General features: G+C 70.0%; 27 protein-coding genes, 1 other RNA gene and 1 pseudogene. 10 read left to right on the forward strand and 19 right to left on the reverse strand.

Annotation, left to right across the window (positions count from 1 at the left end; genetic code table 11):
- Positions 1 to 38: 38 nt before the first annotated feature.
- From ACZZ98_RS01885 to ACZZ98_RS01895, 3 genes are all read left to right on the forward strand, one after another.
- Complete coding sequence (locus tag ACZZ98_RS01885; RefSeq protein WP_463514693.1) at positions 39 to 368, forward strand: SAM-dependent methyltransferase; 330 nt, start codon at positions 39 to 41, stop codon at positions 366 to 368.
- 35 nt (positions 369 to 403) lie between these two features.
- Positions 404 to 1,501 (forward strand): uroporphyrinogen-III synthase, encoded by a 1,098-nt coding sequence (locus ACZZ98_RS01890; RefSeq protein ID WP_463517706.1) that lies wholly within the window; start codon positions 404 to 406, stop codon positions 1,499 to 1,501.
- Positions 1,502 to 1,569: 68 nt separating this feature from the next.
- Positions 1,570 to 1,929 (forward strand): precorrin-2 dehydrogenase/sirohydrochlorin ferrochelatase family protein, encoded by a 360-nt coding sequence (locus ACZZ98_RS01895; protein ID WP_463514694.1) that lies wholly within the window; start codon positions 1,570 to 1,572, stop codon positions 1,927 to 1,929.
- On the opposite strand, the gene ACZZ98_RS01900 is transcribed toward ACZZ98_RS01895, so the two are convergent.
- A complete protein-coding gene (locus ACZZ98_RS01900) occupies positions 1,895 to 3,163 on the reverse strand; it encodes a homogentisate 1,2-dioxygenase domain-containing protein (RefSeq protein WP_463514695.1) in 1,269 nt (422 codons plus the stop codon). The genes ACZZ98_RS01895 and ACZZ98_RS01900 overlap by 35 nt on opposite strands.
- A 71-nt stretch (positions 3,164 to 3,234) precedes the next feature.
- On the opposite strand from ACZZ98_RS01900, the gene ACZZ98_RS01905 reads away from it, so the two are divergent.
- The 3 genes and pseudogenes from ACZZ98_RS01905 to ACZZ98_RS01915 all read left to right on the forward strand — a co-directional run bounded on the left by ACZZ98_RS01905 (position 3,235) and on the right by ACZZ98_RS01915 (position 6,249).
- Positions 3,235 to 4,095, forward strand: coding sequence for a hypothetical protein (locus tag ACZZ98_RS01905; protein ID WP_463514696.1), 861 nt, complete (start codon positions 3,235 to 3,237; stop codon positions 4,093 to 4,095).
- A pseudogene (gene fahA, locus ACZZ98_RS01910) lies at positions 4,092 to 5,331 on the forward strand (fumarylacetoacetase). The gene ACZZ98_RS01905 and the pseudogene fahA overlap by 4 nt, the downstream one beginning before the upstream one ends.
- A 129-nt stretch (positions 5,332 to 5,460) precedes the next feature.
- Positions 5,461 to 6,249: a hypothetical protein gene (locus ACZZ98_RS01915; RefSeq protein ID WP_463514697.1), complete on the forward strand. Its 789-nt coding sequence runs from the start codon at positions 5,461 to 5,463 to the stop codon at positions 6,247 to 6,249.
- Between the two features lie 51 nt (positions 6,250 to 6,300).
- Here ACZZ98_RS01915 and ACZZ98_RS01920 read toward each other — a convergent pair whose 3' ends face one another.
- The 7 genes from ACZZ98_RS01920 to hppD form a co-directional block, all read right to left on the reverse strand.
- Positions 6,301 to 7,080 carry an RDD family protein gene (locus tag ACZZ98_RS01920; RefSeq protein WP_463514698.1) on the reverse strand — a complete coding sequence of 260 codons (780 nt, stop codon included), beginning with the start codon at positions 7,078 to 7,080 and terminating at the stop codon, positions 6,301 to 6,303.
- Positions 7,081 to 7,157: 77 nt separating this feature from the next.
- The gene (locus tag ACZZ98_RS01925) at positions 7,158 to 7,361 is read right to left on the reverse strand and encodes a DUF4177 domain-containing protein (RefSeq protein ID WP_380085274.1); all 204 of its coding nucleotides are present in this window, start codon (positions 7,359 to 7,361) and stop codon (positions 7,158 to 7,160) included.
- A 62-nt stretch (positions 7,362 to 7,423) separates the two neighbouring features.
- Positions 7,424 to 8,206: an ABC transporter permease gene (locus tag ACZZ98_RS01930; RefSeq protein ID WP_463514699.1), complete on the reverse strand. Its 783-nt coding sequence runs from the start codon at positions 8,204 to 8,206 to the stop codon at positions 7,424 to 7,426.
- A 9-nt stretch (positions 8,207 to 8,215) separates the two neighbouring features.
- Positions 8,216 to 9,004 carry an ABC transporter ATP-binding protein gene (locus tag ACZZ98_RS01935; protein WP_463514700.1) on the reverse strand — a complete coding sequence of 263 codons (789 nt, stop codon included), beginning with the start codon at positions 9,002 to 9,004 and terminating at the stop codon, positions 8,216 to 8,218.
- Positions 9,001 to 9,801 (reverse strand): DUF4097 family beta strand repeat-containing protein, encoded by an 801-nt coding sequence (locus tag ACZZ98_RS01940; protein WP_463514701.1) that lies wholly within the window; start codon positions 9,799 to 9,801, stop codon positions 9,001 to 9,003. Before ACZZ98_RS01940 ends, ACZZ98_RS01935 begins: the two co-directional genes overlap by 4 nt.
- 41 nt (positions 9,802 to 9,842) lie before the next feature.
- Positions 9,843 to 10,367, reverse strand: coding sequence for a histidine kinase (locus tag ACZZ98_RS01945; RefSeq protein WP_463514702.1), 525 nt, complete (start codon positions 10,365 to 10,367; stop codon positions 9,843 to 9,845).
- A 229-nt stretch (positions 10,368 to 10,596) separates the two neighbouring features.
- A complete protein-coding gene (hppD, locus tag ACZZ98_RS01950) occupies positions 10,597 to 11,859 on the reverse strand; it encodes a 4-hydroxyphenylpyruvate dioxygenase (protein WP_463514703.1) in 1,263 nt (420 codons plus the stop codon).
- A gap of 107 nt (positions 11,860 to 11,966) precedes the next feature.
- On the opposite strand from hppD, the gene ACZZ98_RS01955 reads away from it, so the two are divergent.
- Complete coding sequence (locus ACZZ98_RS01955) at positions 11,967 to 12,458, forward strand: Lrp/AsnC family transcriptional regulator (protein WP_463514704.1); 492 nt, start codon at positions 11,967 to 11,969, stop codon at positions 12,456 to 12,458.
- Between the two features lie 17 nt (positions 12,459 to 12,475).
- Here the strand turns inward: ACZZ98_RS01955 and ACZZ98_RS01960 are convergent, their stop codons facing one another.
- The 8 genes from ACZZ98_RS01960 to ACZZ98_RS01995 form a co-directional block, all read right to left on the reverse strand.
- Entirely contained in the window at positions 12,476 to 14,236 is a 1,761-nt protein-coding gene (locus ACZZ98_RS01960) for a DEAD/DEAH box helicase (protein ID WP_463514705.1), read from the reverse strand.
- 123 nt (positions 14,237 to 14,359) lie between these two features.
- On the reverse strand, positions 14,360 to 15,352 hold the full coding sequence (locus ACZZ98_RS01965) for a zinc metalloprotease (protein ID WP_463514706.1): 993 nt from the start codon (positions 15,350 to 15,352) through the stop codon (positions 14,360 to 14,362).
- A gap of 215 nt (positions 15,353 to 15,567) precedes the next feature.
- On the reverse strand, positions 15,568 to 15,867 hold the full coding sequence (locus tag ACZZ98_RS01970) for a DUF3039 domain-containing protein (protein WP_463517707.1): 300 nt from the start codon (positions 15,865 to 15,867) through the stop codon (positions 15,568 to 15,570).
- 46 nt (positions 15,868 to 15,913) lie between these two features.
- A complete protein-coding gene (locus ACZZ98_RS01975; RefSeq protein WP_463514707.1) occupies positions 15,914 to 16,474 on the reverse strand; it encodes a YqgE/AlgH family protein in 561 nt (186 codons plus the stop codon).
- Positions 16,464 to 16,808 (reverse strand): hypothetical protein, encoded by a 345-nt coding sequence (locus tag ACZZ98_RS01980; protein ID WP_463514708.1) that lies wholly within the window; start codon positions 16,806 to 16,808, stop codon positions 16,464 to 16,466. The genes ACZZ98_RS01975 and ACZZ98_RS01980 overlap by 11 nt, the downstream gene beginning before the upstream one ends.
- Positions 16,805 to 18,763: a DEAD/DEAH box helicase gene (locus ACZZ98_RS01985; RefSeq protein ID WP_463514709.1), complete on the reverse strand. Its 1,959-nt coding sequence runs from the start codon at positions 18,761 to 18,763 to the stop codon at positions 16,805 to 16,807. The genes ACZZ98_RS01980 and ACZZ98_RS01985 overlap by 4 nt, the downstream gene beginning before the upstream one ends.
- Before the next feature lie 121 nt (positions 18,764 to 18,884).
- Positions 18,885 to 19,244 (reverse strand): VanZ family protein, encoded by a 360-nt coding sequence (locus ACZZ98_RS01990; protein WP_463514710.1) that lies wholly within the window; start codon positions 19,242 to 19,244, stop codon positions 18,885 to 18,887.
- Complete coding sequence (locus ACZZ98_RS01995) at positions 19,241 to 20,704, reverse strand: malic enzyme-like NAD(P)-binding protein (RefSeq protein WP_463514711.1); 1,464 nt, start codon at positions 20,702 to 20,704, stop codon at positions 19,241 to 19,243. The genes ACZZ98_RS01990 and ACZZ98_RS01995 overlap by 4 nt, the downstream gene beginning before the upstream one ends.
- A 108-nt stretch (positions 20,705 to 20,812) precedes the next feature.
- Between ACZZ98_RS01995 and ACZZ98_RS02000 the strand changes: the two genes are divergently transcribed.
- Positions 20,813 to 21,433 (forward strand): SIMPL domain-containing protein, encoded by a 621-nt coding sequence (locus ACZZ98_RS02000; RefSeq protein ID WP_463514712.1) that lies wholly within the window; start codon positions 20,813 to 20,815, stop codon positions 21,431 to 21,433.
- A complete protein-coding gene (locus tag ACZZ98_RS02005) occupies positions 21,430 to 22,074 on the forward strand; it encodes a hypothetical protein (RefSeq protein ID WP_463514713.1) in 645 nt (214 codons plus the stop codon). The genes ACZZ98_RS02000 and ACZZ98_RS02005 overlap by 4 nt, the downstream gene beginning before the upstream one ends.
- 7 nt (positions 22,075 to 22,081) lie before the next feature.
- Here the strand turns inward: ACZZ98_RS02005 and ACZZ98_RS02010 are convergent, their stop codons facing one another.
- Positions 22,082 to 22,777: a winged helix-turn-helix transcriptional regulator gene (locus ACZZ98_RS02010; protein WP_463514714.1), complete on the reverse strand. Its 696-nt coding sequence runs from the start codon at positions 22,775 to 22,777 to the stop codon at positions 22,082 to 22,084.
- A 128-nt stretch (positions 22,778 to 22,905) separates the two neighbouring features.
- On the opposite strand from ACZZ98_RS02010, the gene ACZZ98_RS02015 reads away from it, so the two are divergent.
- Positions 22,906 to 23,766, forward strand: coding sequence for a class I SAM-dependent methyltransferase (locus ACZZ98_RS02015; protein ID WP_463514715.1), 861 nt, complete (start codon positions 22,906 to 22,908; stop codon positions 23,764 to 23,766).
- Here the strand turns inward: ACZZ98_RS02015 and ACZZ98_RS02020 are convergent.
- Both ACZZ98_RS02020 and ssrA read right to left on the reverse strand, forming a co-directional pair.
- Complete coding sequence (locus ACZZ98_RS02020; RefSeq protein ID WP_463514716.1) at positions 23,697 to 24,596, reverse strand: phosphatase PAP2 family protein; 900 nt, start codon at positions 24,594 to 24,596, stop codon at positions 23,697 to 23,699. The genes ACZZ98_RS02015 and ACZZ98_RS02020 overlap by 70 nt on opposite strands.
- A gap of 99 nt (positions 24,597 to 24,695) precedes the next feature.
- Positions 24,696 to 25,062: a transfer-messenger RNA gene (gene ssrA / locus ACZZ98_RS02025) on the reverse strand.

The following is a 25,062-nucleotide window of genomic DNA, read 5'->3' on the forward strand; positions in this document are numbered from 1 at the left end:
CCGGCATACCCCTCACCCACCGGGGAACGGTCGGTGCCGTGCACATCGTGCACGGCCACGATCAGATCGACACCCACGCGCTGTCAGCGGCAGCGGCCGAGACTGCGACACTCGTCATCCTCATGGGAGTGCGACTGCTGGCGGACCACGTGCGCGACCTCGTCGCTCACGGAGCCCGCGCCGACCTGCCGGCGGCGATCATCGAGGATGCGACCACCGAGCGCCAGCGCGTCACCCGCGCCTGTCTCGCTGAGATCGTCGAGGCCGCCGTCTCTGCCGACGTGCGCGCGCCCGCCGTCATCGTCGTCGGCCGGGTTGCGGACCCCGCGCTGCTGGCGCCCGAGCCGTCGGACAGGCTGACGGTGTGAGCGCTGCCCGGACTCCCCCGACGCTCAGCCAGGTCATGGCCGGTTGCGTCGTCCTCGTGACCGCGGACCGGCGTTCGGCCGAGCTGTCGTCCGCCTTGGTCAGGCGTGGTGCCACCGTCCGCCATGCGCCGGCGATGACGATCGTCCCCCACGAGCACGACGACGACCTGCTCATCGCGACCAAGGAGCTGCTCGCCGCCCCGCCGGACGTCGTGGTCGTCACCACCGGCATCGGCCTGAGGGGTTGGATCGAGGCGGCCGACGCCGCGGGTCTCGCCGACGACCTGGTCCTCGTGCTCGGTCGTGCCCGGATCATCGCCCGCGGACCCAAGGCGCGTGGCGCCATCCAGGCCGCTGGGCTCACCGCCGACTGGGTCGCCGAGAGCGAGACGTCCGCCGAGATCCTCGAGCTCCTGCTCGACGAGGGCGTCGCGGGTCTGCGCATCGCCGTGCAACACCATGGGGCCGGCGCCGACGGTCTCGACACCGAGCTCGCTGCCGCCGGAGCCGATGTCGCGAGCCTCGTCGTCTATCGGTGGGGGCCGACGCCGGACCCCGCAGCGTTGGCCCAGTCGGTGCGCGACGCCGCCGCCGGCGAGATCGACGCCGTCGTGTTCACATCGGCACCCGGAGCGCACGCCTGGCTGGCAGCCGCCGACGCCGAAGGGGTCACCGACGGGATCGTCGCCCGCTGCGCCTCCGGTTGCCTCGTCGCGGCCGCGGTCGGACCGGTGACAGCACTTCCCTTGCAGGACAGGGGGATCGAGCCGATCGTGCCGGACCGAGGGCGACTGGGGGCGCTCGTCCGACGCCTCGTCCACCACTACGAGGTGGCGCAGTCGTCGGCCGTGGCCACCGTCAACGGTCACCTCCAGGTGCGGCGCACCGTGGCCCTGCTCGACGGCCATGTCCTGCCGTTGTCACCGAGCGGGCTGTCCGTGCTGCGGCTCCTCGTCGACGCCGGGGGCGGCGTCGTGTCGCGGGCCGAAGTCCTCGCCGTGCTCCCGGGCGACTCGACCGACCCGCACGCCGCCGAAGTGGCCATCGGCCGCCTGCGCGACGCCGGAGGGCGCGCCCTCGTCCAGACCGTCGTCAAACGCGGCTACCGCCTCGGCCTCAGCCCTGCCGAGTGAACCCGTCGGGCAACCCAGACGTAACGCAGCGTGACACCCACCGCAACCCAGCGTCGCGATGATGACTCATGACTACAGACAGACACCGTGACACGGTGAGGTTGCTCGACTTCCCCACGCCGGACCGGCACGTGCTCGTCGTGGGCGGAGGACGCGTGGCGGCGGCCCGGGTCGACGCCCTCGCCCAGAGCGCGCACGCGGTGACCGTCATCGCAGCCCACCTCTGCGACGACATGTTCGACCTGCTCGCCGAGCGGCGCATCACGTGGGAGAACCGCGCCCCGCGCCCCAGCGACCTCGACCGGGTCTGGTTGGTGCACGCCGCGACCGGCGACGCCGCGCTCGACTCCCTCGTATGCGGGTGGGTCGAGGCGCGGCGCCAGTGGCGGTTGCTCAGCGGCGGCCGCCCCGGCCACCGCTCCAGCTGAGGTGGTACTTGCCGTCGTCGCACGCCAACCCACCCTCGCCGAGGTCGAGCGGACGGAACGTGTCGACCATGACGGCGAGCTCGTCGAAGTACTCCGCACCGATCGACGCCTCCGCAGCGCCCGGCTGCGGACCATGGGCGTGTCCGCCCGGGTGCAGCGAGATCGAGCCCTGGCCGATGCCCGATCCCTTGCGCGCCTCGTAGTCGCCCTCGACATAGAACATGACCTCGTCGGAGTCGACGTTCGAGTGGTAGTAGGGCACCGGGATGGACAACGGGTGGTAGTCGACCTTGCGCGGCACGAAGTTGCACACGACGAAGTTCCAGCCCTCGAAGACCTGGTGCACGGGCGGCGGCTGGTGCACGCGGCCGGTGATGGGTTCGAAGTCGCGCACGTTGAAGACGTAGGGATAGAGGCAGCCGTCCCAGCCCACGACGTCGAGCGGGTGGAACGGCAGCGTGTGGACGGTCCCGACGATGCCGCCACTGGCCGCCGGGCCGGAGCCGCGGTGCTTGATGTAGACCTCGGTCTCTGCGCCCTCCTTCTCGCCGATGTCCTCGGCGAGAAGCGGCCCCTGCGGCGTCCGCAGGTCACGCTCGCAGTAGGGGCTGTGCTCGAGCAGCTGGCCGTACTTACTGAGGTAGCGCTTCGGCGGCGCGATGTGGCTGTTGCCCTCGATGGCATAGGCCCGCAGCGGCTCCTTGCGCGACCCCTTCGGGATCCAGCGGTGCGTCGTGGCCCGCGGGATGATGATGTAGTCGCCCTGCGCGACGTCGAAGGCGCCGAAGATCGTCTCGACCCGGGCGGCGCCGCGCTCGATGTAGACGCACTCGTCGCCGATGCCGTTGCGGTACCACGGGCTCGTGGCGCCGGCCACGGCATACGAGATCCGCACGTCACCGTTGCCGAGCAGCAGGCGACGGCCCGTGACGACATCGGTCGTCTTGACGGACTTGGCGCCTGAACCCTCATCGAACAGCTTGTGCGGCTGCAGGTGGAGCGGCTTCAGCGGGTGGTTCGGCGTCGTGGACAGGTCGCCGATCTCCCACACCCGCGCATCGACGATCGTCGACGGGATGCCCCGGTGATAGAGCAGGGAGGAGTCTGACGAGAAGCCCTCCTCGCCCATGAGCTCCTCGTAGTAGAGCTCGCCGGTCTTGCCACGCCCGGCTGGTCGCCGGTGCTGCGTGTGCCGCTTGGGCGGGATGCTGCCCATCGACTGGTAGTGCGCCACTTGGTCTCCACCTCTTTGTGTCGAGTACGTGTCGAAACTCCTGCTTCCCTCAGCCTAGTAGCGTGTCGGCCATGTCAACGGCGCCCACCGCCCTGCTCGCAGGGCTCATCGACGATGCCGCCGTCTTCCCTCCCGGCAATGCACCGCTCGACGTCGCCGTCGCCCGCCACCGAGTGCACAGACAGGCGGCGTATGCCGGCCTCATCGGTCCGTTGCTCGTCCCCGCTTCCGACGTGGAGGCGCTCCTGACCTCCGTCGACACGGCGTCGGACAATCCGCTGGAGGTCGGGTTGATCGCTCGCCCCGGGGTCGACCCCTCAGTCGTCCTCGACGTGGTGGAGCGGCTGAAGGCCGAGGCGAGTGTGGTTGCCGTCGGTGCCGAGCTCGGCTGGTTCCCCGGCTGGCGCACCCTCCCCGTGGGCCCGCTGCCCCTGACGCTCGAGGTGCCCCGTGGCGCGGACCATCGCCGTGCGCTCGACGACATCCGCGCAGGAGTCGACGAGGCTGGCCACGTCGTCCAGGCGAAGTTCCGCACGGGAGCGACCCCGACGTGGGCCTGGCCCGACGAGGCCGAGCTCGCGGCGTTCATCCACGAATCCGCCCGGTTGGGAGTTCCCTTCAAGCTGACCGGCGGCCTGCACCACGCCGTCCGCGCCGAGCATGACGGCGAGCCCCAGCACGGGCTCCTCAACGTCCTGCTCGCGGTGCACTCGGCAGCCCACGACGGAGCCCTCGTGGCGGTCGAAGCCCTTCTGGCACAACGTGACTCACACCTGCTCGCCGACGCGGTGGAGTCCCTCGACGACGCCGACACGACACGTCTGCGAAGTCTCCTCACGGCATACGGATGCTGTGAGGTCACCGACCCCATCGGCGAGCTCGACGACCTCGGCCTGCTCGACCTCGACCTCCCTGAGGAGAACCCTTCATGACCTGGCTCGACCTGCCCGCCGACCACCCCTTCGGCATCAGCAACCTTCCCTACGGCGTCTTCTCGACCGCAGACTCGACACCGCGGGTGGGCACCCGCATCGGCGACCACGTCCTCGACCTCGCGCCCTGCGCCGAGCAGGCCGGGATGGAGTCGTATGCCGTGTGGCAGCAGCCGTCCCTCAACCCGTTCCTCGCGTTGGGGCGACCTGCGTGGACCGCCGCCCGCGAGTGGCTCGTGGAGGTCCTCACCAACCCGGCCCGTCGGGACTGCGTCGAGCCCCACCTGATCCCCCTCGACCAGGTCACCATGCACCTCCCGATCGAGGTCGCCGACTACGTCGACTTCTATGCGAGCGAGCACCACGCGACCAACGTCGGCCGCCTCTTCCGCCCGGACTCCGAACCGCTCACCCCCAACTGGAAGCACCTGCCGATCGGCTACCACGGCCGGTCCGGAACGGTCGTCGTCTCCGGCACCGACGTCGTGCGGCCGACCGGGCAGCGCAAGCCACCGACCGAGCCCGTCCCCGTGTTCGGGCCGAGCGTCCGCCTCGACATCGAGGCCGAGCTGGGCTTCATCGTCGGCGGCAGCACCGAGCTGGGTTCGCCTGTCTCCGTTGCCGACTCGGACGACCACCTCTTCGGCGTCGTCCTCCTCAACGACTGGAGCGCGCGCGACCTTCAGGCCTGGGAGTACGTCCCGCTCGGACCCTTCCTGGGCAAGTCGTTCGCGACGACGATCTCACCATGGGTCGTGACGAGCGATGCCCTGCGCGTCGCGCGGGTGCCCCTCCCGGGGCAGTCCGACCCCGCTCCCCTGCCCTATCTGCAGGGTGAGCCGACCGACGACGGTGCGAGCACGGCATACGGGCTCGACATCACCTACGAGGTCGAGTGGAACGGCACGGTCGTCTCGCGCCCGCCCTACCGCAGCATGTACTGGTCACCGGCCCAGATGATCGCGCACATGACGGTCAACGGAGCGACGCTGCGCAGCGGGGACCTCTTCGGGTCTGGCACCATCTCGGGACCCGAGAAGGCCGAGCGCGGCTCCTTCCTCGAGCTTCTCCTGGGGCGGTCAAGAAACCGTGACCCTGGACGACGGTTCGACCCGGACCTTCCTCGAGGACGACGACACGGTCATCCTGCGCGCGAGCGCACCCGGCCCGGACGGCACGAGGATCTCGCTCGGCGAGTGCGTGGGGACGATCCGGCCGGCCGTGACCGGGTCCTGATGACGCGCGCCCCGAGAGCGGCAGGTTAGGGGCAACTCTGCGGCGGGTCCGTGCGTCCGTCGCGCGCCCGTGGACCTCGATATGTATGGTCACGCCTCAACTCATCCGTCGAACTCGAGAGGCCTCACCATGCGTCGGTCGTTCCACGTCACACTCGCTGTCGCGATCGCTGCCAGCGGATGGGGCATCTCCGCGGGGAGCGTCTCCGCCGACACCAAGCCGGGTCCCGGTCAGGTCGAAGCCGACCGCGCTGCCCAAGCGCACGCGGCGGAGCAGACACTGGACGCAGCAAGGGACGCCCGAACCGGGGCGAGCAGCTCGAATGCAGGGACCTGCTCCATGCACGTCCCCACCCGCGCTTCCATCACCACGCCCTACCGCGCAATCAACGTGCCGCTGGGTCCGAACTGTGCTGCGGCCGGTGTCGAGCTCGCAGCCTGGGAAGCAGTCCACCCGACGCAGGGGACGCAGACCTTCATGTTGTACGACGGCACATCGAGCGAGCCGTGGGAGCTCTACGACTTCGATGCCGTGGGTCGGTGGGCGTGGAACCCCGAGGGTGCCTTCGACGCAGACTTTAACGAGGTCGACCAGTACGGCCCGTACTCCACCGATGTGCGTTACGGCTCCTACGGCCGGGTCACCGCGACGCGAGCAGGGTCCAAGGTCAACGTGCGCACGACGGCGATGCGCTACTGGGCTGGTGGCCGCAAGTTCATCGGATGGTCGGGGGCCCGCGGCCAGATCCAGTGGCGCACCCCCGGCAGCAGCACCTGGAACGGGCTGAAGGACGTCTACTCCACGACGAGTGGGACCTACAGCTACACCTACACGACCTCGGCCTCACGTGAGTACCGTGTCGTCCTCCGTCCTGCGACCTACATCTGGGAGTCCACCAGCCCTGTCGTCCGTCGTTGACGCGATCTCTTCGTCAACGAGGCGAACCCGCAGGGGCCCGTACCGGACGGGTCAGCGCTGGACCTTGCCCTTGACCACGATGGTCTTGGCGACCTTGTCGTGCAGGGCCTGTTTCCTGGCGTCGGCCAGCGGCCAGACGAGGTCGGCGATGATGAGGAACGTCCCGAAGACCGCCAGGAACGGGATGTTGCCAAGTGCCTGGGCCGCTGCCTGGAAGCCCACCCGACGGATGGCGGTGTCGGCGTCGAGCAGTCCCGGACGGTCGAGCCGACGCACGCTGATCCCGACGGCGAGCTTGCCCGGAGTCGCACTCCATCTCAGCAGGCAGAGGAACTGGTAGGCGACGAAGAGGAGCAGCTGGATGGCGAGGAAGGCTCCGAGGTAGCCGAAGTGCACGTCGGCGAACGCCGCGCTGATGGCACCCACGTCGCCACTCACGACGGCTGCGTCGAGCCGGTCAGCGATCGGCTCGAAGGCCTTCAACAGGAAGAAACCTCCGAAGAGCAGTGAGAGAGCACCGACGACGAGCATGTCGATGAGGTAGGCCACGACGCGCAGCGGGTAGGAGGCGAGCATCGGCTGACCGGGCACGTCCGAGGGACCGGGGCGCGCGGCGTGCGGCTCCGGATGACCGGTCTGCTGGTGCGGTTGCGGACCCCAGCCCTCGGGTCTCGGCTGCGGTCCCGACGACGGGGGGACGACCGGTGGGCCCTGCTGCGGCCGCTTGCGCAGGGGCGTCGTGTTCGCGGTCCAGAGGATGCCGTCGAAATAGCGCAGCTCATCGGGGTTGTCCGGGTTCTCGTACCACCCGGCGCTGCTCGGCGTGCTCATGCCTCGCAGGATGTCACACCGCCTTGGGACCCTTCCCCACGCGTGCGCAGTCAGAGGCGGGGCGTCGCGCGCCGAGGTCAGCTCAGCGCGCGCTCGAAGGTGACGAGGACGCCCTCGGTGCCTCCCGGACCGATGCGGCCCTTGACCTCGACAGCGGTGACGGCCTTGAGCTGCCACCCCTTGGCGGCCCACTCGTTGAGGACCGACTCGAGCTTGCCTGCCGACATCTTGCCGCCGACGAGCCCTTCGCGGATCTGCACGACCTTGTACTCATATCCCATGAAGACGAGCGTATGCCGTGGGGGCGGCCCCACGGCATACGTTCGGCTTCTCGGTGGTCCGGTCAGACGGCGACGCTGCTCCGGTAGGTGCGGACCGCGACGACGTAGGCGACGACGAGGATGCCGACGCACCAGGCGAGGGCGGTCCAGATGTCGCTGCCCACGGGCTGCTCGGTGAACAGCCGACGGAGGACGTCCACGATCGTCGTGATCGGCTGGTGCTCGGCGAAGGCCCGAACCGGCCCGGGCATGCTGTCGGTCGGCACGAACGCGGAGCTGATGAACGGCAGGAAGATCAGCGGGTAGGCGAACGCACTGGCGCCGTCGATCGTCTTCGCCCTCAAGCCCGGGATGACCGCCACCCACGTGAGGGCCAGGGTCAGCAGGACGAGGATGCCGAGGACCGCCAACCACGCGAGCGGCCCTGCGCCGGAACGGAATCCCATCCCCAGTCCCACGAGGAGCACGACCACCAGGGACAGCAGGTTGGCCACGAGCGACGTGAGGACATGGGCCCAGAGCACCGACGAGCGCGCGATGGGCATCGACCGGAACCGCTCGACGATGCCGCCCTGCATGTCGAGGAAGAGGCGGAACGCCGTGTAGGAGATCCCGGAGGCGATGGTGATCACGAGGATGCCGGGCAGGAGGTAGCTCACGTAGGACTCGGTCCCCGTGCGGATCGCTCCGCCGAGCACGTAGACGAAGAGCAGCATCATGGCGATCGGCATGACCAGGGTCGTGATGATGGTGTCGGGGCTGCGGGCGATGTGGCGAAGTGAGCGGCGGAGCAGGACCGCCGTGTCGCCGAAGAAGTGGGCGGTCGCTGGTGTGGTGGTGCTCATCGGTGTTCCTCAGTTCTTCCTGGCGCCGACGACCGCGAGGAAGACGTCCTCGAGGCTGGGCTGCTTCTCGACGTACTCGACCTCTGCCGGAGGCAGCAGGGCCTTGAGCTCGGCCAACGTCCCGTCGACGATGATCCGGCCTTCGTGGAGGATGGCGATCCGGTCGGCGAGGTGCTCGGCCTCGTCGAGGTACTGCGTGGTGAGCAGCACGGTCGTGCCCTGCGCCGCCACCTCCTTTATGGCCGCCCACACCTCGAGGCGGCCCTCGGGGTCGAGGCCGGTCGTCGGCTCGTCGAGGAAGATGACCCGCGGGTCGCCGATGAGGCTCATGGAGATGTCCAGCCGGCGACGCATGCCGCCGGAGTAGGTCGCCACGCGTCGACCGCCGGCATCGGTGAGCGAGAACCGTTCGAGGATGTCGTCGGCGATCCGACCCGGTTCCTTGAGGTGTCGCAGCTGGGCGATCATGACGAGGTTCTCTCGGCCGGTCAGGACCTCGTCGACGGCCGCGAACTGCCCGGTGAGGCTGATCGCCGCCCGCACGGCGGCGCCGTCGGAGACCACATCGAGCCCGTGCACGTTCGCCTCGCCGGCGTCGGCCTGCAGGAGCGTGGACAGGATCCGCACGAGGGTGGTCTTGCCGGCGCCGTTGCTGCCGAGCAGGGCGACGATGCTCCCCGAGGCAACTTCGAGATCGACGCCTTGCAGGACCGCCACGTCGCCGTAGGACTTGCGCAGCCCCTTGACCGCGATGGCCGGCGTGGCCGTGGCCGGCGGGGCGCCGGTGGTGGTCGTCATGACAGTGCCTTCCTGATCGTGATGTTGCCGTACTTGGTGACGGCCGCGATGGTCGCCGTGAGCTCTGCGCCCTCGGGGCGGCCCGGCGTCGGCGACAGCTCGCTCCGGACGTGCCCGTGGTTGGAGGACACGTCGAGCCTGGCCGCCGTCCCATCGAGGACGCCGACGTCGATGGACCCGTATCCGGTGGCGAGGGTGAGCTCCCCCTGGCTGATGGAGTCGACCCGCATCTGTCCGTAGGACGTCCGCGCGTCGAGGTGGCCGGAGCTGCGGCCCACGGAGATGTCGCCGGTGCTGGCCCGCAGGGTGGCGCGGCCGCCGCTGTCCCCCAGGGTGACGTTGCCGGCGCTCGTGTTGAGGTCTGCCTCGACGGTGGCGCGCCGGACGTCGACGTTGCCCGCCGAGGTCCGGAGCTGCGCGCGAGAGGCCTCGTCGGCGCGCACGTTGCCCGCTGAGGTCTTGAGGGTGCACTCGCCGAGCCGCCCGGTCGCCTCGATGTCGCCGGCGCTCGTCTCGGCGTCGAGGTGGGAGCCGCTCGGCAGCTCGACGAGCACCTCCACGGAGGCCGGGCGCCACACGAGGCTGATACCCCGGTCGCGGGGGGCGGCCACGTCGAGGACACCGTCGACCAGCGTGACGCTCGTGCGCTCGGCGGCGTCGACGTCCCCTGCCCGGTCGGGGCGGGACGGGGTCACCGTGACGACGGTGTGGTCGGTGTCGGAGGCGACGGCGCGCACGCTGCCGGCATGCAGCCGGACGCGCGCCCGGATGGGTGCGGGGGTGTCGAAGGTGGTCATGGAGAGCTCCTGCGGGTGGTCGGTGGCGGTCATGGCGCAGGTCACTGGACCCACCCGGACAGCCGCTGGCCGCCCTGGGGGGTGGAGACCGTTGCGGTCGTGGGGTGGGGTGCCGACGCGCTCGGACCGCTCGGTCGGACCACGAGGGTGAGGGTGCGGACGAGGAAGGCGTTGACGGAGAGGCCCTCGCGCTCGGCGGCGGTCTCGATGTCGGCCTTGAGCCGGTCGGAGGGGCGGAAGGTGATGCGGGAGGTTCCCCCCTCGTCTCCGTCCTCGGTCGTGGGTGATGACGTCACTGGTGACGTCACTGGAGTGGGCGTCTCGGGAGCACCGGAGACGACGAAGGCGAGACCGCGACCCGCGAGGCGGACGTCGACCGACGCCGGGGCCAGTGCGAGCGTGATCTCGGCGGCAGCGTCGACCACCGCTTCCTGCAGGGTCAGCCGAACAGCGGAGTCCAGCGGCGCCGCAAGCCGCTCGGCGACAGCCTCCGCCTCCGGACCGCCTGCTGCGGCGGCAACGGCCAGCTGCTGCTGGAGCGAGTCGACATATCTCGTGAGTTCCATGACGTCATGATGACACCACCATGACGTCACTGTCAACAGCGTGACGCCACGCCGACGGCCGCATTATCGGGCGACCCGACAATGTGCCGCTCCACCCGAGTTGCCAAACAGGGTCGAGCGCCCCTTTATCGGGTGACCCGATAATGCGGCGGGCAGGGATGCGAAAAGGCGGGGTATGCCGGAGTGTCACCACCCGGCATACCCCGCCTGTCGTTCTGGGGCGGCTACCTCAGAGGTTGCCGCGCGCGTCCTGCTCGCGCTCGATCGACTCGAACAGGGCCTTGAAGTTGCCCTTGCCGAAGCCGAGCGAGCCGTGGCGCTCGATGATCTCGAAGAAGACCGTCGGACGGTCGCCGAGCGGCTTGGTGAAGATCTGCAGCAGGTAGCCGTCCTCGTCACGGTCCACGAGGATCTTGCGCGACTTCAGCTCCTCGATCGGGACGCGGACCTCACCGATGCGAGCCCGCATCTCGGGGTCGTCGTAGTAGGCGTCCGGGGTGTCGAGGAACTCCACGCCCTCCTTGCGGAGCTCGTCGACGCTGCGCAGGATGTCGTTCGTCGCGAGCGCGAGGTGCTGCGCGCCGGGGCCCTGGTAGAAGTCGAGGTACTCGTCGATCTGGCTGCGCTTCTTGGCGATCGCCGGCTCGTTGAGCGGGAACTTCACCCGGTGGTTGCCGTTGGCGACGACCTTGGACATGAGCGCCGAGTAGTCGGTGGCGATGTCGTCGCCGATGAACTCGGCCATGTTCACGAAGCCCATGACCTTGTTGTAGAAGGTCACCCACTCGTCCATCTTGCCGAGCTCGACGTTGCCGACGATGTGGTCGAGCGCCTGGAAGAGCCGCTTGGGCGCACCGTCGCGCTTGGTGAAGGTCGACGTGCGCGCGACGTAGCCCGGCAGGTAGGGGCCGGCATACGTCTGGCCGTCGATGGTGCGCTGGACGAGGGTGTGGCGGGTCTCACCATAGGTCGCGATCGCCCCGATGCGCACGGAGCCGAACTCGTCGGAGACGGTCTCGGGCTCCTGCACGACGCGGGCACCGGCGGCCTTGGCCTGGGCGATGCACTTGTCGACGTCGGGCACCTCGAGCGAGATGTCGACGACGCCGTCACCGTGCTTGGTGTGGTGGGCGATGAGCGGGCTGTCCGGGCTGACGGCGCCCTTGAGGACGAAGCGGATCGAGCCCGACTTGAGCACGAACGCCTTGTGGTCGCGGTTGCCGTGCTCCGGACCCGAGTAGCCGACGAGCTCCATGCCCCAGGTGGACTGGTAGTACTGCGCCGCCTGGGTCGCGTTGCCCACGACGAAGACGATGGCGTCCCAGCCGGTCACGGGGAACGGGTCCTTGGTCTCGTCGTACTCGACCAGTCCGACGAGCTGCTTGAGCTGGTCGAGGTCGAGGTTGGCCTCGCGCTCCTGAGGGGTGAGGTCGAGCTGGCCGGGCTGCGCCGGTGCGTCCGTGGCCTGGGTCGTCATCGTGGTGTCGGTCATGGTTGCAGGGTGTCTGACCCACGCACGATGTGCAACGGTATGCCGCCGCGCTGCACAGTCTGCGCACCGTCTTGCCCTGGGAGGGGCATCAGGTTGACACTGTGCCCATGATCCGACCCGACGGCATCGACGCCCTGGACGCGCGCCTCATCGCTCTCTTCACCGAGAACCCGAGCGTCGGGGTGCTCGGCGCCTCCCGGCGCCTCGGCGTGGCCCGAGGCACCGTCCAGGCCAGGCTCGACCGGCTCCAGGGGCGCGGGATCATCTCGGCCATGGGCCCCCAGGTCGACCCGGCAGCGCTGGGCTATCCGGTCACGGCGTTCTGCACGCTCGAGATCCGCCAACGGCAGGGGCACGCGCCCGTCGTGGCTCACCTCGCTGCCATCCCCGAGGTCCTCGAGATCCACTCGACGACGGGCGTCGGCGACCTCATCGTCCGCGTCGTCGCGCGGGACAACGCCGACCTCGGCCGGGTCATCGACGAGATCATCGACGACGTCCACGTCCTGCGCGCCAACACCTCGATGTGCCTCGTGACCCACCTGGACCACCGCACCGGACCGCTCGTGGAGGCGTCCGCCCAGCGGGGCAACGACTGACCGCCGGGTCGAGGCCCTCAGCGGCGTCCGACGAACCAGAGCCTCAGCTTGTCGATCCGGACGGCCACCTGCTCGGACGTCGCGGCCGCCAATTCAGGTCCGCCACAGGCCCTTCGGAGCTCCATGTGCACGTTGGCATGGGGTGACCCGGTCTTCTTGGCATAGGCCGCGACGAGCTTGTCGAGCTCCTTGCGCTGCGCTGCGAGCGCGCGGTGGGCCGAGACCGGGGCCTCCGAGGCACGGGGCTTGCGCCCGGGGGCGCTGCTCTGCCTGGCCTGTCGTTCGTGGAGCAGGACCGACACCTGGTCGGGCTCGAGCAGGCCGGGCAGCCCGAGGTAGTCCTGCTCCTCGTCCGACCCGACGTCGGCGTGCAGCCCGAACTGCTGCGCGTCGAAGAGCACGTGGTCGAAGTGCGCATCGGACTCCAGCGCCTCGAAGCTCTCGTCCTCGAGTCCCATCGTCCTGTCCGTGCGGTTGGCCGCCGCGATGAGGCTCTCCTCCTCAGCCCACATCGAGGCCTCGGCCTCTGGGTCGCTCTTGCGGTTGAGGGCGTGGTCGCGCTCGAGCTCCATCGACGCGGCGTGCTCGAGGATCGTGGGCACGGACGGCAGGAAGACCGAGGCGGTCTCCCCGCGCTTGCGCGCCCGCACGAAGCGACCCACGGCCTGCGCGAAGAACAGCGGCGTCGAGGTCGACGTGGCATAGACGCCGACACAGAGGCGGGGCACGTCGACGCCCTCGGACACCATGCGCACCGCCACCATCCAGCGCGACTGACCCGCGGCATACTCCTCGATCCGCTGGCTCGACCCGGCGTCGTCGGAGAGGACGACCGTGGTCCTCTCCCCCGTGATCGAGTGCAGGATCTTGGCGTAGGCACGAGCAGTGGTCTGGTTGGTCGCAATGACGAGCCCGCCGGCATCGGGCACGTGGCGTCGTACCTCGGTGAGCCGCTTGTCGGCGGCAGCGAGCACCGACGGCACCCACTCCCCCTTGGGGTCCAGCGCCGTGCGCCAGGCCTGGGCCGTCTGGTCCTTGGTCAGCGGCTCGCCGAGGCGGGCCGCGATCTCGTCACCGGCCTTGGTCCGCCACCGCATCGCGCCGCCGTAGGCGAGGAAGAGCACGGGACGGACGACGGCGTCACGCAACGCGGCGGCATACCCGTAGGTGTAGTCAGCGGCGGAACGCACGATCCCGGCCTCGTCCATCTCGTAGCGCACGAACGGGATGGGGTTGGAGTCGGACCGGAACGGCGTCCCGGTGAGCGAGAGCCGTCGCTTCGCGGGCGTGAAGGCCACCCGGATGGCATCGCCCCAGCTGCGCGCGTCTCCCCCGTGGTGGATCTCGTCGAGGATGACGAACGTCGGGGTCGACTCCGTGCGGCGCTGGTGCAGGTCCGGCCGCGCTGCCACCTGGGCGTAGGTCAGGGCGACACCGTCGTACTCACGGCTGTGGACGGCGGTGGAGTTGGAGAACTTCGGGTCGAGCTGGATGCCGACGCGCGAGGCCGCCTCGGACCACTGCGTCTTGAGGTGCTCGGTGGGCGCGATGACCGTGATGGCCTCGACCTCACCGCTCTCCAGGAGCTCGGCGGCGATGCGCAGCGCGTAGGTCGTCTTGCCGGCACCGGGCGTCGCGACCGCCAGGAAGTCCTTGGCATCCGCCTCGAGGTATGCCGTGAGCGCGTCCTGCTGCCAAGCACGCAGCTTCGCGGCGGTACCCCACGCGGCCCGCTCCGGGAAGGCGGGACTGAGGTGGCTGGCAGCAGAGGTACTCATCGGCTCCGCAAGGGTAACGATGATCGCCGGACGACATGCCGAGGGCCCGCCTCACGGACGGGCCCTCGGTGGTGTGCATGCGCAGCACTGTCGGCTGCGCGTCCGTTCAGATGGTCAGCGCAGTCAGGCGCGGAAGGCGACGAACTGGTTCTGCATGCGGGTGATCTGGTTCGGCGTGAACTGGTCCATGCACGAGTCGTCGGTGTAGTCCATGAAGTTGCGGACCGGGTCGGTGCCGGGCAGCGAGGTGCAGGAGTCGCGTCCCACCGGGCAGCCGAAGGCCGGGCTGGCCTCGGCCGGGGTGTCCGCGACCGAGTCGCCCGTGGTCGTGCAGCCACCCTGGAAGGTGTGGTAGAGCCCGGCCCAGTGACCGACCTCGTGGGTGCCGGTGTCGCCGAGGTTGTAGGGAGCCGCGCTCCCACCGGGCAGGGTCCGGTAGTCGAGCACGACGCCGTCGTAGCTCAGGGAGCCGCCCGGGAAGGTGGCATAGCCGAGGGTGCCGTCGGCGAAGCTCAGCGAGTAGACGTTGAGGTCGGCCATGGTGCCCTGGTGCAGCGCCGTCTTCATGGCCGCTGCGTCCCTGGGCTCACCGCGGTTCGGCATGGTGACGCTGAACCAGTCCGCGTTGTTGGTCACCTTGGTGCCCTTGAGCACGAACGAGAAACCGGTGGAGGCGTAGGCCTGGTTGAGGACGTTGATCTGCGAGGCGATGGCGGTGCTGCTGACCGCACCGGCCGAACCGTTGGTGATCGTGTTCCAGTAGACGTTGACCGTGGTGGGCGCGAACGCTGCCGTTCCGCCGCCACCGCCGGGCCTCTTGGCGTCCACGGCCTTGCCCGAGCTGCTCTTGGTCAGTCCCTTGGCCGCGAGCGCCTTGGCGAACGCCGACTCCTTGGCGGCGACCTCGGCTGCGGTGAAGTGGTGGGGGTCGGACTTGCCGGCCTTGCCGGAGCGAGCGGCGGCGCCCCCGGCCTCGTCGTCGTGGTGCACGCACTCGGCGGAGATGGTCGGGTCACCGGCCGTGGTGACGGCCGAGGCGCTCGTGACGCCGAGCCCGGCTGCCGACAGGAGCGAGGCGGCAAGAAGTGCGACGGTGCGCACTGGACGAACAGACATGTGGTGTCCCTTTCGGTTTGCACAAACCTCTGTGAGGTCCGGTTCTCTCGAACCTAGCGACGCCACCGAACCCCGGATACCAAAGAAGTTCCATGATCCGGTCAAGGTTTGGCAAAGCGACCATGGCCGGTATGCCGTCCGCTCACCCCGCGATGACACCGCGCCCCCGCTCCGCCGCCACTGGTCCGGCGGGCGGTGAGGGACGCGTCAGCGGGTCACTCGCCGCCGTCCTGCGGCTTGCGCAGCCCTTCGTAGATCTCCTTGCACTCCGGGCAGACCGGGAACCTCTTGGGGTCGCGACCCGGGACCCACACCTTGCCGCACAGAGCGGTCACGGGTTCGCCGGAGAGCGCGGACTCGAGGATCTTCTCCTTGCGCACGTAGTGCGAGAAGCGCTCGTGGTCACCGGGCTCCTGGAGCTGCGGGACCGTCTCCTCGCGCTCGAGCACAGCCGTGCGCGTCGAGGGACCCGAAGGCTCGGACTCCCGCTCGGGAGTGAAGGGGTCATTGGGCATCTGCGGGTCGCTCACCGGTCCAGCGTACGTCGGGTTCGGCCGGCGGTCAGTTGAGCTCGGGGTCCGACGGGTAGTAGGCGACGAAGGCCAGCTCGCCCCGCTGGCGCCGGAGCACCTGCTCCCAGAGGCGTCCCGGGTCGCCGGTCAGCAGGTCACCGGCGACGGAGTCCACGACGAACCACGACCCGCGATCCAGCTCGCCCTCGAGCTGCCCGCTGGACCACCCGGCATACCCGGCGAAGATCCGCAGGCCGCCGACCTCGGGCATGACGAGCAGTGGCGGGGTGTCGAGGTCGACGATCGCGACCGAGTCGAACAACCGCTTGCTGCCCGGAGGCGGCTCTGCGTCGCCGCGGAAGGTGACGAGCCCCAGCGCCGAGTCGAGCTGCACCGGACCCCCCTGGAAGAGGGTCTGCGGCGAGGCGATGTGCTCGCCCCACCCCGGGAGGACGGAGTCGACGTCGGCGCCCAGCGGCTTGTTGAGGACAACCCCCTGGGCGCCGTTGTCGTCGTGCTGGAGCACGAGGATCACGCTGCGGTGGAACAACCCGTCATCGAGCTGCGGGGTGGAGACGAGAAGTCGTCCCGTCGTGCTGTCAGCGGCCACGGTTCCATTCTGCACGGCCACCCGCGCGGCTGCCGGCACCCCGGCGTTCGCCACCACGAGGTGCGCCCGAGCCGCCACCGGATCCTCCCTGGTGACCACGCGAGGCGCCCTGGAAGCGACGCGGCGGGCCACCCGGGCGACGGCCACGCTGCTCCTTGGCCTCGAGCAGCGGCATCCAGACGTGGTCGGCCACGGGGACGCCGGACGGCATACGCCCTCCAGCAGCGGCGACGTTGTGGTCGCCGGGAACTACGCGGATGGGCTCGACGTCGAGACCGGCAGCCTCGGCGAGACGGGCCATCGTCCGCTTCTGGTGCGGGAGGGCGAAGGTCACGACGGTGCCCTTCTCCCCGCACGAGCGGTGCGGCCGGCGCGGTGCAGGTAGTCCTTGTGGTCGGCAGGCGGGTCGGCCTGCAGGACGAGACCGATGTCGTCGACGTGGATGCCACGGGCGGCGACGTCGGTGGCGACGAGGACGGGCAGCGACCCGTCGCGGAAGGCGCCGAGTGCGCGGTTGCGCAGGTTCTGCGACAGGCCGCCGTGGATGGCGGCCGCGAGGACGCCCTTCTCACGGAGCTCGCGGGCGATGCGGTCGGCGCCGAGCTGGGTGCGCACGAAGACCACGGTGCGACCGTCGCGTGCGGCGAGCTCGGCCGTGAGCTGCTTCTTGTTGTTGGGGTCGATGAGCATGATGTGGTGGGCCATCGTGGTGACGCTGGCCTGCGCGTCCTCGGTCGAGTGCGTGACCGGGTCGGTGAGGTAGCGGTCGACGAGCTTGTCCACGCCCTTGTCGAGCGTCGCCGAGAAAAGCAGCCGCTGACCGCCCGCGGGGATCTTGTCGAGGATCGCGGTGACCTCGGGCATGAAGCCCATGTCGGCCATGTGGTCGGCCTCGTCGAGGATGACGACGCGCACGTCGTCGAGCTCGCAGGCACCGCGCTCGATGAGGTCGTTGAGGCGGCCCGGTGTGGCGACGAGGATGTCGATGCCGCTCTTGAGCGCCCGCACCTGGGGCTCGTAGGACAGGCCACCGGCGACGAGCTTGTGACGCAGCCCGGTCACGTGGACGAGCGGCTCGAGGGCGTCACTCACCTGCATGGCGAGCTCGCGCGTCGGCACCATGATGAGGGCGCGCGGGCGCTTGGGCGCGGGGCGGGTCCCGTCGATGAGGCGGGTGATGGTCGGGAGGCCGAACGCGAGCGTCTTGCCGGAGCCGGTCTGGCCGCGACCAAGGACGTCGCGACCCGCGAGCGCGTCGGGGATGGTGGCTTCCTGGATCGGGAACGGTGAGGAGATGCCGTCGCGGGCGAGACGCTCGACGAGGCGCGGGTCGACCCCCAGCCTGGCGAAGCCGTTGTCCTCGGTGACCTCGGTCGGGCCGGTGCCCTTCCTGGACTCGTACTTCACCCAGGTGTCGGCCTGGGCGCGCTCGGCCTCGGCCTCCTCGAAGGTGCGCTGCTCGGGCAGGTCGTTGCGACGCTCGTCGAAGTGACGGCCCTCGTGGCGGTCACGACGCACCGGGTCGGCGACGCGACGGGCAGGGGTGTCGCTGTCACGACGGAACGGCGGGCGACCGTCACGGCGCTCGCCGTAGGCGGGGCGGCTGGTGCGCTCGTTGCGGTCGTCACGACGTGGGCCGGCGTAGCCCGGGCGGGCGTTGCGCTCGCCACGCTGGGGACCGCCGTATGCCGGACGGTCACCACGATCGGGCCGGTCACCACGGTCGTCACGTCGCGGCGCAGAGGTGCCGCGGTCGTCACGACCCTGGCCGTATGCCGGCCGTTCACCACGGCTGCCGCCGCGGCTGCTCGTGCCGTTGTCGCTGCGGCTGTCCCGGCCCTGGTAGCCGCGAGAGTCGGAACGGTCGTCACGACGTGGCGCGGAGGAACCGCGGTCGTCACGACGCTGGCCGTATGCCGGCCGCTCGCCGCGGCTTTCTCCACGGGAGTCGGTGCGGCTGTCGCGACCTTGGTACCCGCGCGAGTCGGAGCGAGAGTCGGAGCGGTTGTCGCGACCCTGGTAGCCGCCACGCGAGTCGGAACGGTCATCGCGGCGCGGGCCCGAGGAGGCGCGGTCGTCGCGACGCTCCGGGCGCTCACTGCGCTCGGGTCGCGCTCCACGGTCCTCACGGTCCCAGCGCGGGCTGCGCTCGGAGCGCGGCGCCTTGGTGCGGGTGGGCCCGTCGGGCTGGCCGCGGTGGGCCTTCTTGGGCCCCTTGGCCTGGGCCGCGGACTTCTGTGAGGAGGTCCAACGCGGCTTCTTGCCGCCGGAGGAAGTCTTCTTGGGCATGGTGAATCACTCGATCCGAGTCGGTGGTGGGGGCGTATACGGCCCTCCACGCGACATCTGTGTCAACGAGATTCAACGGGCTGGAACGCGGGCGCCGGATGTGGCGCAAGGGTCCATCTTATCAGCGATCCCGCTTCGCCCTGCCCAGCGCGAGATGGGCCGCAGCGACTCCGAGGCAGACGCCGACGAGGTCGGCGACGACGTCCCAGGGATCACCGGCCCGCTTGGGCAGCAGCGTCGCCTGGACGATCTCGCTGCCCGGTGCGTGCGCAGCAAAACCGAGGACGACCGGGGTGAACGGCAGGCGGACCAGCAGCGCTGCGAAGACGGGCAGCGCGAAGACCGCGCAGTGCACCAGCTTGTCGAAGTGGGCGAAGGGCGGGGTGCCCCCGCCGGACGGCGCATACAGCACCGCGAGCTGGAGGAGCAGCGCCGCAAGCACCGGCGCGAGGGTCCCACGACGAGCGGGCTCGCTCCTCACGCCGTGGTGTTGGCCGGCTCCGCCACCGAGGCGTTCGGCTTCGGCTCTGCGGTCGCGGCACCAGCAGCGAGAGCAGCCTTCGAGACGGCGGCCGCCACGACACCGGCGACGTCGGGATGGAAGACGCTGGGGATGATGTAGGTCGCGTTGCGCTCCTCCTCCTTGACGACCGCGGCGAGCGCGTCGGCTGCGGCGAGGAGGACCTCCGGCGTGAGCACCTTCGAGCCGGAGTCGAGCAGGCCGCGGAAGACGCCGGGGAAGACCAGGACGTTGTTGATCTGGTTGGAGAAGTCGGAGCGACCGGTGGCGACGACAGCTGCGTGCTTCGCTGCCTCGAGCGGGTCCACCTCGGGCGTCGGGTTGGCCATCGCGAAGACGACGGCGTCGTCGGCCATCGTGGCGATGTCGTCACCGGTGAGGATGTTGGGGGCCGAGACGCCGAGGAAGACATCGGCACCGGCCAGGGCCTCGACCAGGGTTCCGGACAGGCCCTGCGGGTTGGTGTGCTCGGCGATCCACGCCTGGTTGGGGTGCTCTCCCGACACCACGTCCTCACGGTCCTTGTGGATGACGCCGTAGTAGTCGGCCACGACCACGTTGCGCAGGCCGGCATACAGAAGCAGCTTGAGGATCGCGGTGCCGGCAGCGCCGGCACCACTCATGACGAGGGTGACGTCCTCGAGCCTCTTGCCGACGACGGCGAGCGCGTTGCGCATGGCGGCGAGGCAGACGATGGCGGTGCCGTGCTGGTCGTCGTGGAAGACCGGGATGTCGAGCTCCTCACGCAGGCGCGCCTCGATCTCGAAGCAGCGCGGCGCCGAGATGTCCTCGAGGTTGATGCCCGCGAAGACCGGCGAGATCGCCTTGACCGCCGTGATGATCTCCTCGGTGTCGGTGGTGTCGAGGCAGATCGGGAACGCGTCGATGTCCGCGAACCGCTTGAAGAGAGCCGCCTTGCCCTCCATGACAGGCAGTGCGGCGAGCGGGCCGATGTCGCCCAGACCGAGGACCGCGGTGCCGTCGGTGACGACAGCGACCGTGTTGCGCTTGATGGTGAGGCGGCGGGCGTCCTCGGGGTTGGCGGCGATCGCCAGGCAGACGCGCGCGACACCGGGGGTGTAGATGAGGGACAGGTCGTCACGGTTGCGGATCGGGACCTTGGACTCGATGCTCAGCTTGCCGCCGAGGTGCATGAGGAAGGTGCGGTCCGACACCTTGCCGATCTCGACGCCCTCGACCGTGCGCATGCGCTCGACGATCTCGTCGGCGTGGCCCGGGTCGCGGGTCATGAGGGTCACGTCGACGCGGATCCGCTCGTGGCCCGAGGCCGTCACGTCGAGACCGGTGACGACTCCCCCGGCCTGCTCGACGACGCTGGTGAGCTCGCTGACGGCGGTGGCTCTGGCGGGGACGATGAGGCGGACGGTGACGGAGTTCGCAGCAGAGGGGAGGGCGGCCATGGAGACGATTCAACCTGCTACTCGCCAGTTCGACTTCATCGACCCGCCACAGCCGGACCTCCCGCACCCTGGGTCACGAGGCGGCTGCGCGGACCTAGAGTTGCGACCATGACCGACCACGTCGAAGTCACCGGCCACGGAGCCCACCACGTCGTCCCCGACCTCGTCATCGTGCGGGCCCGCGTGCAGTGCGACGCCCGCGACGTCGCCTCCGCCCTGACGGAGTCGTCGAACCGCACCGCTGCCGCACTGCAGGCGGCGTCCGACCACGGCGTCGAGCCTCGTGACCGACGCACCGATGACGTCGGCATCCATCCACGGCACGACCAGAACGGGCGCAAGGTCATCGGCTACACGGCATACCAGGCCTTCCGGCTCACCGTCCGCGACCGCGACCGGGTCGGCGACCTCCTCCAGGCCCTCGCCGGTGCGGCGGGCGACGCGCTCGCCGTCGACGGCATCGAGATGGGGGCCGACCAGACCACGGACGCCGTCGCCTCCGCCCGCGACGCCGCGTTCGCCGATGCCCACGACCGGGCCACGCAGTTCGCGCGCCTCGCCGGGGCCGAGCTCGGTCGGGTCATCCACATCCGTGAAGGTGGCGTCGACGACCACCGGCCGCGGCCGATGATGGCTCGGTCCGCGGACGCCTTCGGGGGGTCGATGCCCGTCGAGGGCGGGACGCAGGCCATCGCCACCACCGTCACGGTGCGGTGGGCCCTGGCGTGAGCTGGCTCGACGCCCTCGGCTGGTTCGGGTCGGCGCTCCTCATCTTCTCGCTCCTCCAGGCGCGCATCCTCCGGCTCCGGATCCTCAACACGGTCGCGTGTGTCATCCTCACCGCCTTCAACGCCCTCATCGGTGTCTGGCCGATGGTCGCCATGAACGTCGTCCTCGCCGGCATCAACCTGTTCTTCATCGCGCGGATGCTGCAGGAGAGGAACGACGAGAACGCCTTCGCCGTCATCGAGGTCGAGGAGGGTGAGGCCTACCTGCAGCACTTCCTCGAGGTCCAGCGGGGCGACATCGCGAAGTTCAACCCCGGCTTCAGCGGGGTCACCGAGTCGGCCGGGCGCTTCGCCTACCTCGTCCTGCACGGCCACGAGACGGTGGGCGTGGTCGTGCTGCGCGACGCCGGCGGCGGTGTCGGCCAGGTCGAGCTCGACTACGTGACCGAGCGCTACCGCGACTTCACGCCGGGCGAGTTCGTGTGGCGGCACAGCGGCCTCTTCACCGGCCACGGGTGGCGCACGATCCGCACACCCGACGCCATGGTGGGGGCCTACTACGAACGGCTGGGGTTTCGCCGCGACGGTGACGCCTGGGCCCTCGACATCGCCGCTGTCACCCGCCCGGACGGCAATCGCTGAGCCGTCGTCACGCGGGTGAGGTGTCGAGCCCCAGGTGCCTGCGCACCGCAGGAGCGAACGGGCTCCACGCGAACCAGTGCGGAAGTGCCCGGGTGAGGTGTGACGGTCCGGTCAGCGCCAGGCTCCCGTCAGCCAGTGCGTGCGGATAGGTGACGATGCCCGAGAAGACGCGCATCAACGCGACCGGCTCCGTGGTAACCACCAGGTCGTTCGCGAAGCCGGGTGGGTCGGTGCACACCGAGGTCTCACGGCGCTCGATCACCATCCAGATCCGGGTGGGGTCCTCTCCCGTGTAGTCGAACTCGACGATCGTGCGGTGGTCGGGCAGCTCCGTGCTGACCAGGCGGCGCGACATCCACCACGTCAGGGTGACCGGGTCGACCTCACGGGGCTCCGGCTCGCTGAACATCCAGCGCACCGCCCACTCACCGGCAGCCGTGATGACGCCCTCGAGGTCTCGCCCTGCCGGCGTGAGCTGGTACTCGTGGCCCGCAGGCACGGCCACCCGCTGGACGACGCCCTTGCGCTCAAGGTGTTCGAGGCGCTGCTTGAGCAGCGAGCGGGAGATCCCCGGCAGCCCGCGGTCGATCTCGTTGAAGCGGCGGGCACCCAGCACGAGCTCCCGGATGATCAGCGGCGTCCACCGCTCGGCGAACACCGAGCTGGCCAAGGCGACCGGGCAGTACTGCGAGTACTCCTTCACCTGTCGAGTGTCGACCCGCCGGGGGCCTGCGGTCCAGAAACTGGCCCAGTTCGGTCCACTTTGCGTTCTGGAGGGGCCCGAACTCCGAGAGGCACGCTCGTTCCATCACCCCGACACCAGGAGGAACCATGACCACCACCTTCGACCCCATCGCCTTCAAGACCACCACCCGCGCCCAGTGGGAGAACGCAGCCGAGGCCTGGCACCGCTGGGGCCCCTCGATCGAGAGGTGGCTCGGGACGGCCACCGGGCAGATGCTCGACGACGTCCGGCTCACCGAGGGTTCTCGCGTCCTCGACGTCGCCGCCGGTGCAGGAGGCCAGACCCTCGCCGCCGCCCGCCGGGTCGGCAGCTCCGGCCACGTCCTCGCGACCGACATCTCACCGGCGATCCTCCGGTTCACGGCGGACGAGGCCGCGGCGGCCGGACTGTCCAACGTCACGACCCTGGAGGCCGACGGCGAGGACCTCTCCGCCGTGCCGGATGGCAGCGTCGACGCGGCCATCTCGCGGGTCGGTCTCATCTACTTCCCCGACCGGGCCCGCGCCCTCGAGGAGATCTGTCGGACGCTCCGGACCGGTGGACGGGTCTCGGCCATCGTCTACTCGACACCTGACCGCAACGGCTTCTTCTCGATCCCGGTGGGGATCATCCGCAGGGTCGCCGGCCTGCCGGCCCCCGGTCCCGGGCTGCCCGGACCGTTCAGCCTGGGCGTACCCGGTGTGGCCGAGGCGGCGTATGCAGCGGCGGGACTCGTCGACGTGACCGTCTCGACGGTGCCCTCACCGGTGCGGATGGCGAACGCCGCAGAGTGCGTCCGCTTCGAGCAGGAGTCGTTCGGCGCCCTGCACCAGATGCTGTCCGGCGTCGACGACACCGCTCGCGCCGGTGCGTGGCGGGAGATCGAGGGAGCCCTCGGTCAGTTCGAGGGGCCGGAGGGGTTCGTCGGGCCGTGCGAGATGCTCGTCGTGTCCGGCACCCGTCCCTGACCGTCGGCCCGGCGCCTGCGTTGGCGGTCGAGGGTGATCTTGACGCGGTGCCCGGTGATGACACTGGCCAGCCAGGCAAGGCCCACCGCCCACCCCGCGATGACGTCGGTGAGCCAGTGGTGGCCGAGGAACACGCGTGACAGGCCCATCCCGACGATGAGGGCACCCAGCAGGACGATGACGACCGCCCGCCAGCGCTGGCGGTTGATCCAGAGGACGAGCAGGTATGCCGTGAGCCCGAGGATGACGGTCGCGTTGAGCGTGTGCCCCGAGGGGAAGCTCGGTGAGGTCTCGAAGGGAGGGACGGCGAGCGACTCGGGCGGACGGGCTCGGCCGGTGAGCTGCTTGCCCGTCACGGTCATCGCCAACGACCCGAGACTGGCGATGGCCATGAGGACGACCGGCGTCCACCGGCGCCACATGAGCGCGAGCCCGCCGGCGACGAGAACCGTGAGGATCGGCATGACCACCGGTCCGCCGACGTCGGTGAAGTCGGTGGCGAGCTCGGACCGGAAGGGGGTGCGTGCCGCCACGGACGCGTCGAGCACCGGCTGGTCGATGACCGAGATGCCGTCGCGGTCGACGACGTTCTCATAGACCTCCGCCGTCACGGCGCTGGGGCCCCACACGAGCGCGAGCCCCACTCCGGCGGTGAGCAGCAGCGCGATGTTGGACACCGACCAGCGCAGGAGCCGGGCCAGTACCTCGGCCACCTGGGCGACGAGCCGGACGAGTCGGCGTCCCGTGGCCGTGCGCCACTGCGCGAGGTCGCGGGTGCCGACCCGCTCCTCGTCGTGCGGCGCGGGGGTCGGGGTGGGAGCGGACGGCATACGAGATCGTCACACATCGACAGGTGCGGACACACAGACACCCGGTTCGGGCAGCAGTGCCGCCCGAACCGGGTGTCGAGGTTCGTGGGATGACCACGGTGGTGGAGGTGGCGGGAATCGAACCCGCGTCCACTGACGGGAAACCAAGGCTTCTCCGGGTGCAGTGCGCTGTGGATTTTCTCGGCCCCAGGGCTCGCGCGCACACGTTCCCTGACAGGCCCAGTCGGATTAAGTCCCACGCCACCCCCCGACAAGAGTGACGCAGCCAGTTCTCTAGATGGCGCCAGGCACTGAGTCGAGATCTAGCTCAGGCTGACGGACTTCGGAGCTCGCTCAGGCGGCGAGGGCGAAGTCGGTGCGCTTTGAGTCGGCACCTATTGGTTTGCACGGAGCGTTTACGAGATAACCGTGCATCCTCGACCCGCTTCCCTTGATCCGCCGACCAATGTCGAAACCGATCACCCCC

The organism is Knoellia sp. AC549, assembly GCF_979258975.1.

Bases quoted from the DNA above. Each gene is read 5' to 3' on its own strand.
- ACZZ98_RS01935 (WP_463514700.1), bottom strand. From the start codon at position 9,004: ATGACGACCACCACCGGCGCCCCGCCGGCCACGGCCACGCCGGCCATC.
- ACZZ98_RS02015 (WP_463514715.1), top strand. From the start codon at position 22,906: ATGACCACCACCTTCGACCCCATCGCCTTCAAGACCACCACCCGCGCC.
- ACZZ98_RS01995 (WP_463514711.1), bottom strand. From the start codon at position 20,704: ATGGCCGCCCTCCCCTCTGCTGCGAACTCCGTCACCGTCCGCCTCATC.
- ACZZ98_RS01970 (WP_463517707.1), bottom strand. From the start codon at position 15,867: ATGCCCAATGACCCCTTCACTCCCGAGCGGGAGTCCGAGCCTTCGGGT.
- ACZZ98_RS01955 (WP_463514704.1), top strand. From the start codon at position 11,967: ATGATCCGACCCGACGGCATCGACGCCCTGGACGCGCGCCTCATCGCT.
- ACZZ98_RS01905 (WP_463514696.1), top strand. From the start codon at position 3,235: ATGTCAACGGCGCCCACCGCCCTGCTCGCAGGGCTCATCGACGATGCC.
- ACZZ98_RS01965 (WP_463514706.1), bottom strand. From the start codon at position 15,352: ATGTCTGTTCGTCCAGTGCGCACCGTCGCACTTCTTGCCGCCTCGCTC.
- ACZZ98_RS01920 (WP_463514698.1), bottom strand. From the start codon at position 7,080: ATGAGCACGCCGAGCAGCGCCGGGTGGTACGAGAACCCGGACAACCCC.
- ACZZ98_RS01890 (WP_463517706.1), top strand. From the start codon at position 404: ATGGCCGGTTGCGTCGTCCTCGTGACCGCGGACCGGCGTTCGGCCGAG.
- ACZZ98_RS02020 (WP_463514716.1), bottom strand. From the start codon at position 24,596: ATGCCGTCCGCTCCCACCCCGACCCCCGCGCCGCACGACGAGGAGCGG.
- ACZZ98_RS01945 (WP_463514702.1), bottom strand. From the start codon at position 10,367: ATGGAACTCACGAGATATGTCGACTCGCTCCAGCAGCAGCTGGCCGTT.
- ACZZ98_RS01930 (WP_463514699.1), bottom strand. From the start codon at position 8,206: ATGAGCACCACCACACCAGCGACCGCCCACTTCTTCGGCGACACGGCG.
- ACZZ98_RS01985 (WP_463514709.1), bottom strand. From the start codon at position 18,763: ATGCCCAAGAAGACTTCCTCCGGCGGCAAGAAGCCGCGTTGGACCTCC.
- ACZZ98_RS01940 (WP_463514701.1), bottom strand. From the start codon at position 9,801: ATGACCACCTTCGACACCCCCGCACCCATCCGGGCGCGCGTCCGGCTG.
- ACZZ98_RS02000 (WP_463514712.1), top strand. From the start codon at position 20,813: ATGACCGACCACGTCGAAGTCACCGGCCACGGAGCCCACCACGTCGTC.
- ACZZ98_RS01960 (WP_463514705.1), bottom strand. From the start codon at position 14,236: ATGAGTACCTCTGCTGCCAGCCACCTCAGTCCCGCCTTCCCGGAGCGG.
- ACZZ98_RS01895 (WP_463514694.1), top strand. From the start codon at position 1,570: ATGACTACAGACAGACACCGTGACACGGTGAGGTTGCTCGACTTCCCC.
- ACZZ98_RS01925 (WP_380085274.1), bottom strand. From the start codon at position 7,361: ATGGGATATGAGTACAAGGTCGTGCAGATCCGCGAAGGGCTCGTCGGC.
- hppD (WP_463514703.1), bottom strand. From the start codon at position 11,859: ATGACCGACACCACGATGACGACCCAGGCCACGGACGCACCGGCGCAG.
- ACZZ98_RS01915 (WP_463514697.1), top strand. From the start codon at position 5,461: ATGCGTCGGTCGTTCCACGTCACACTCGCTGTCGCGATCGCTGCCAGC.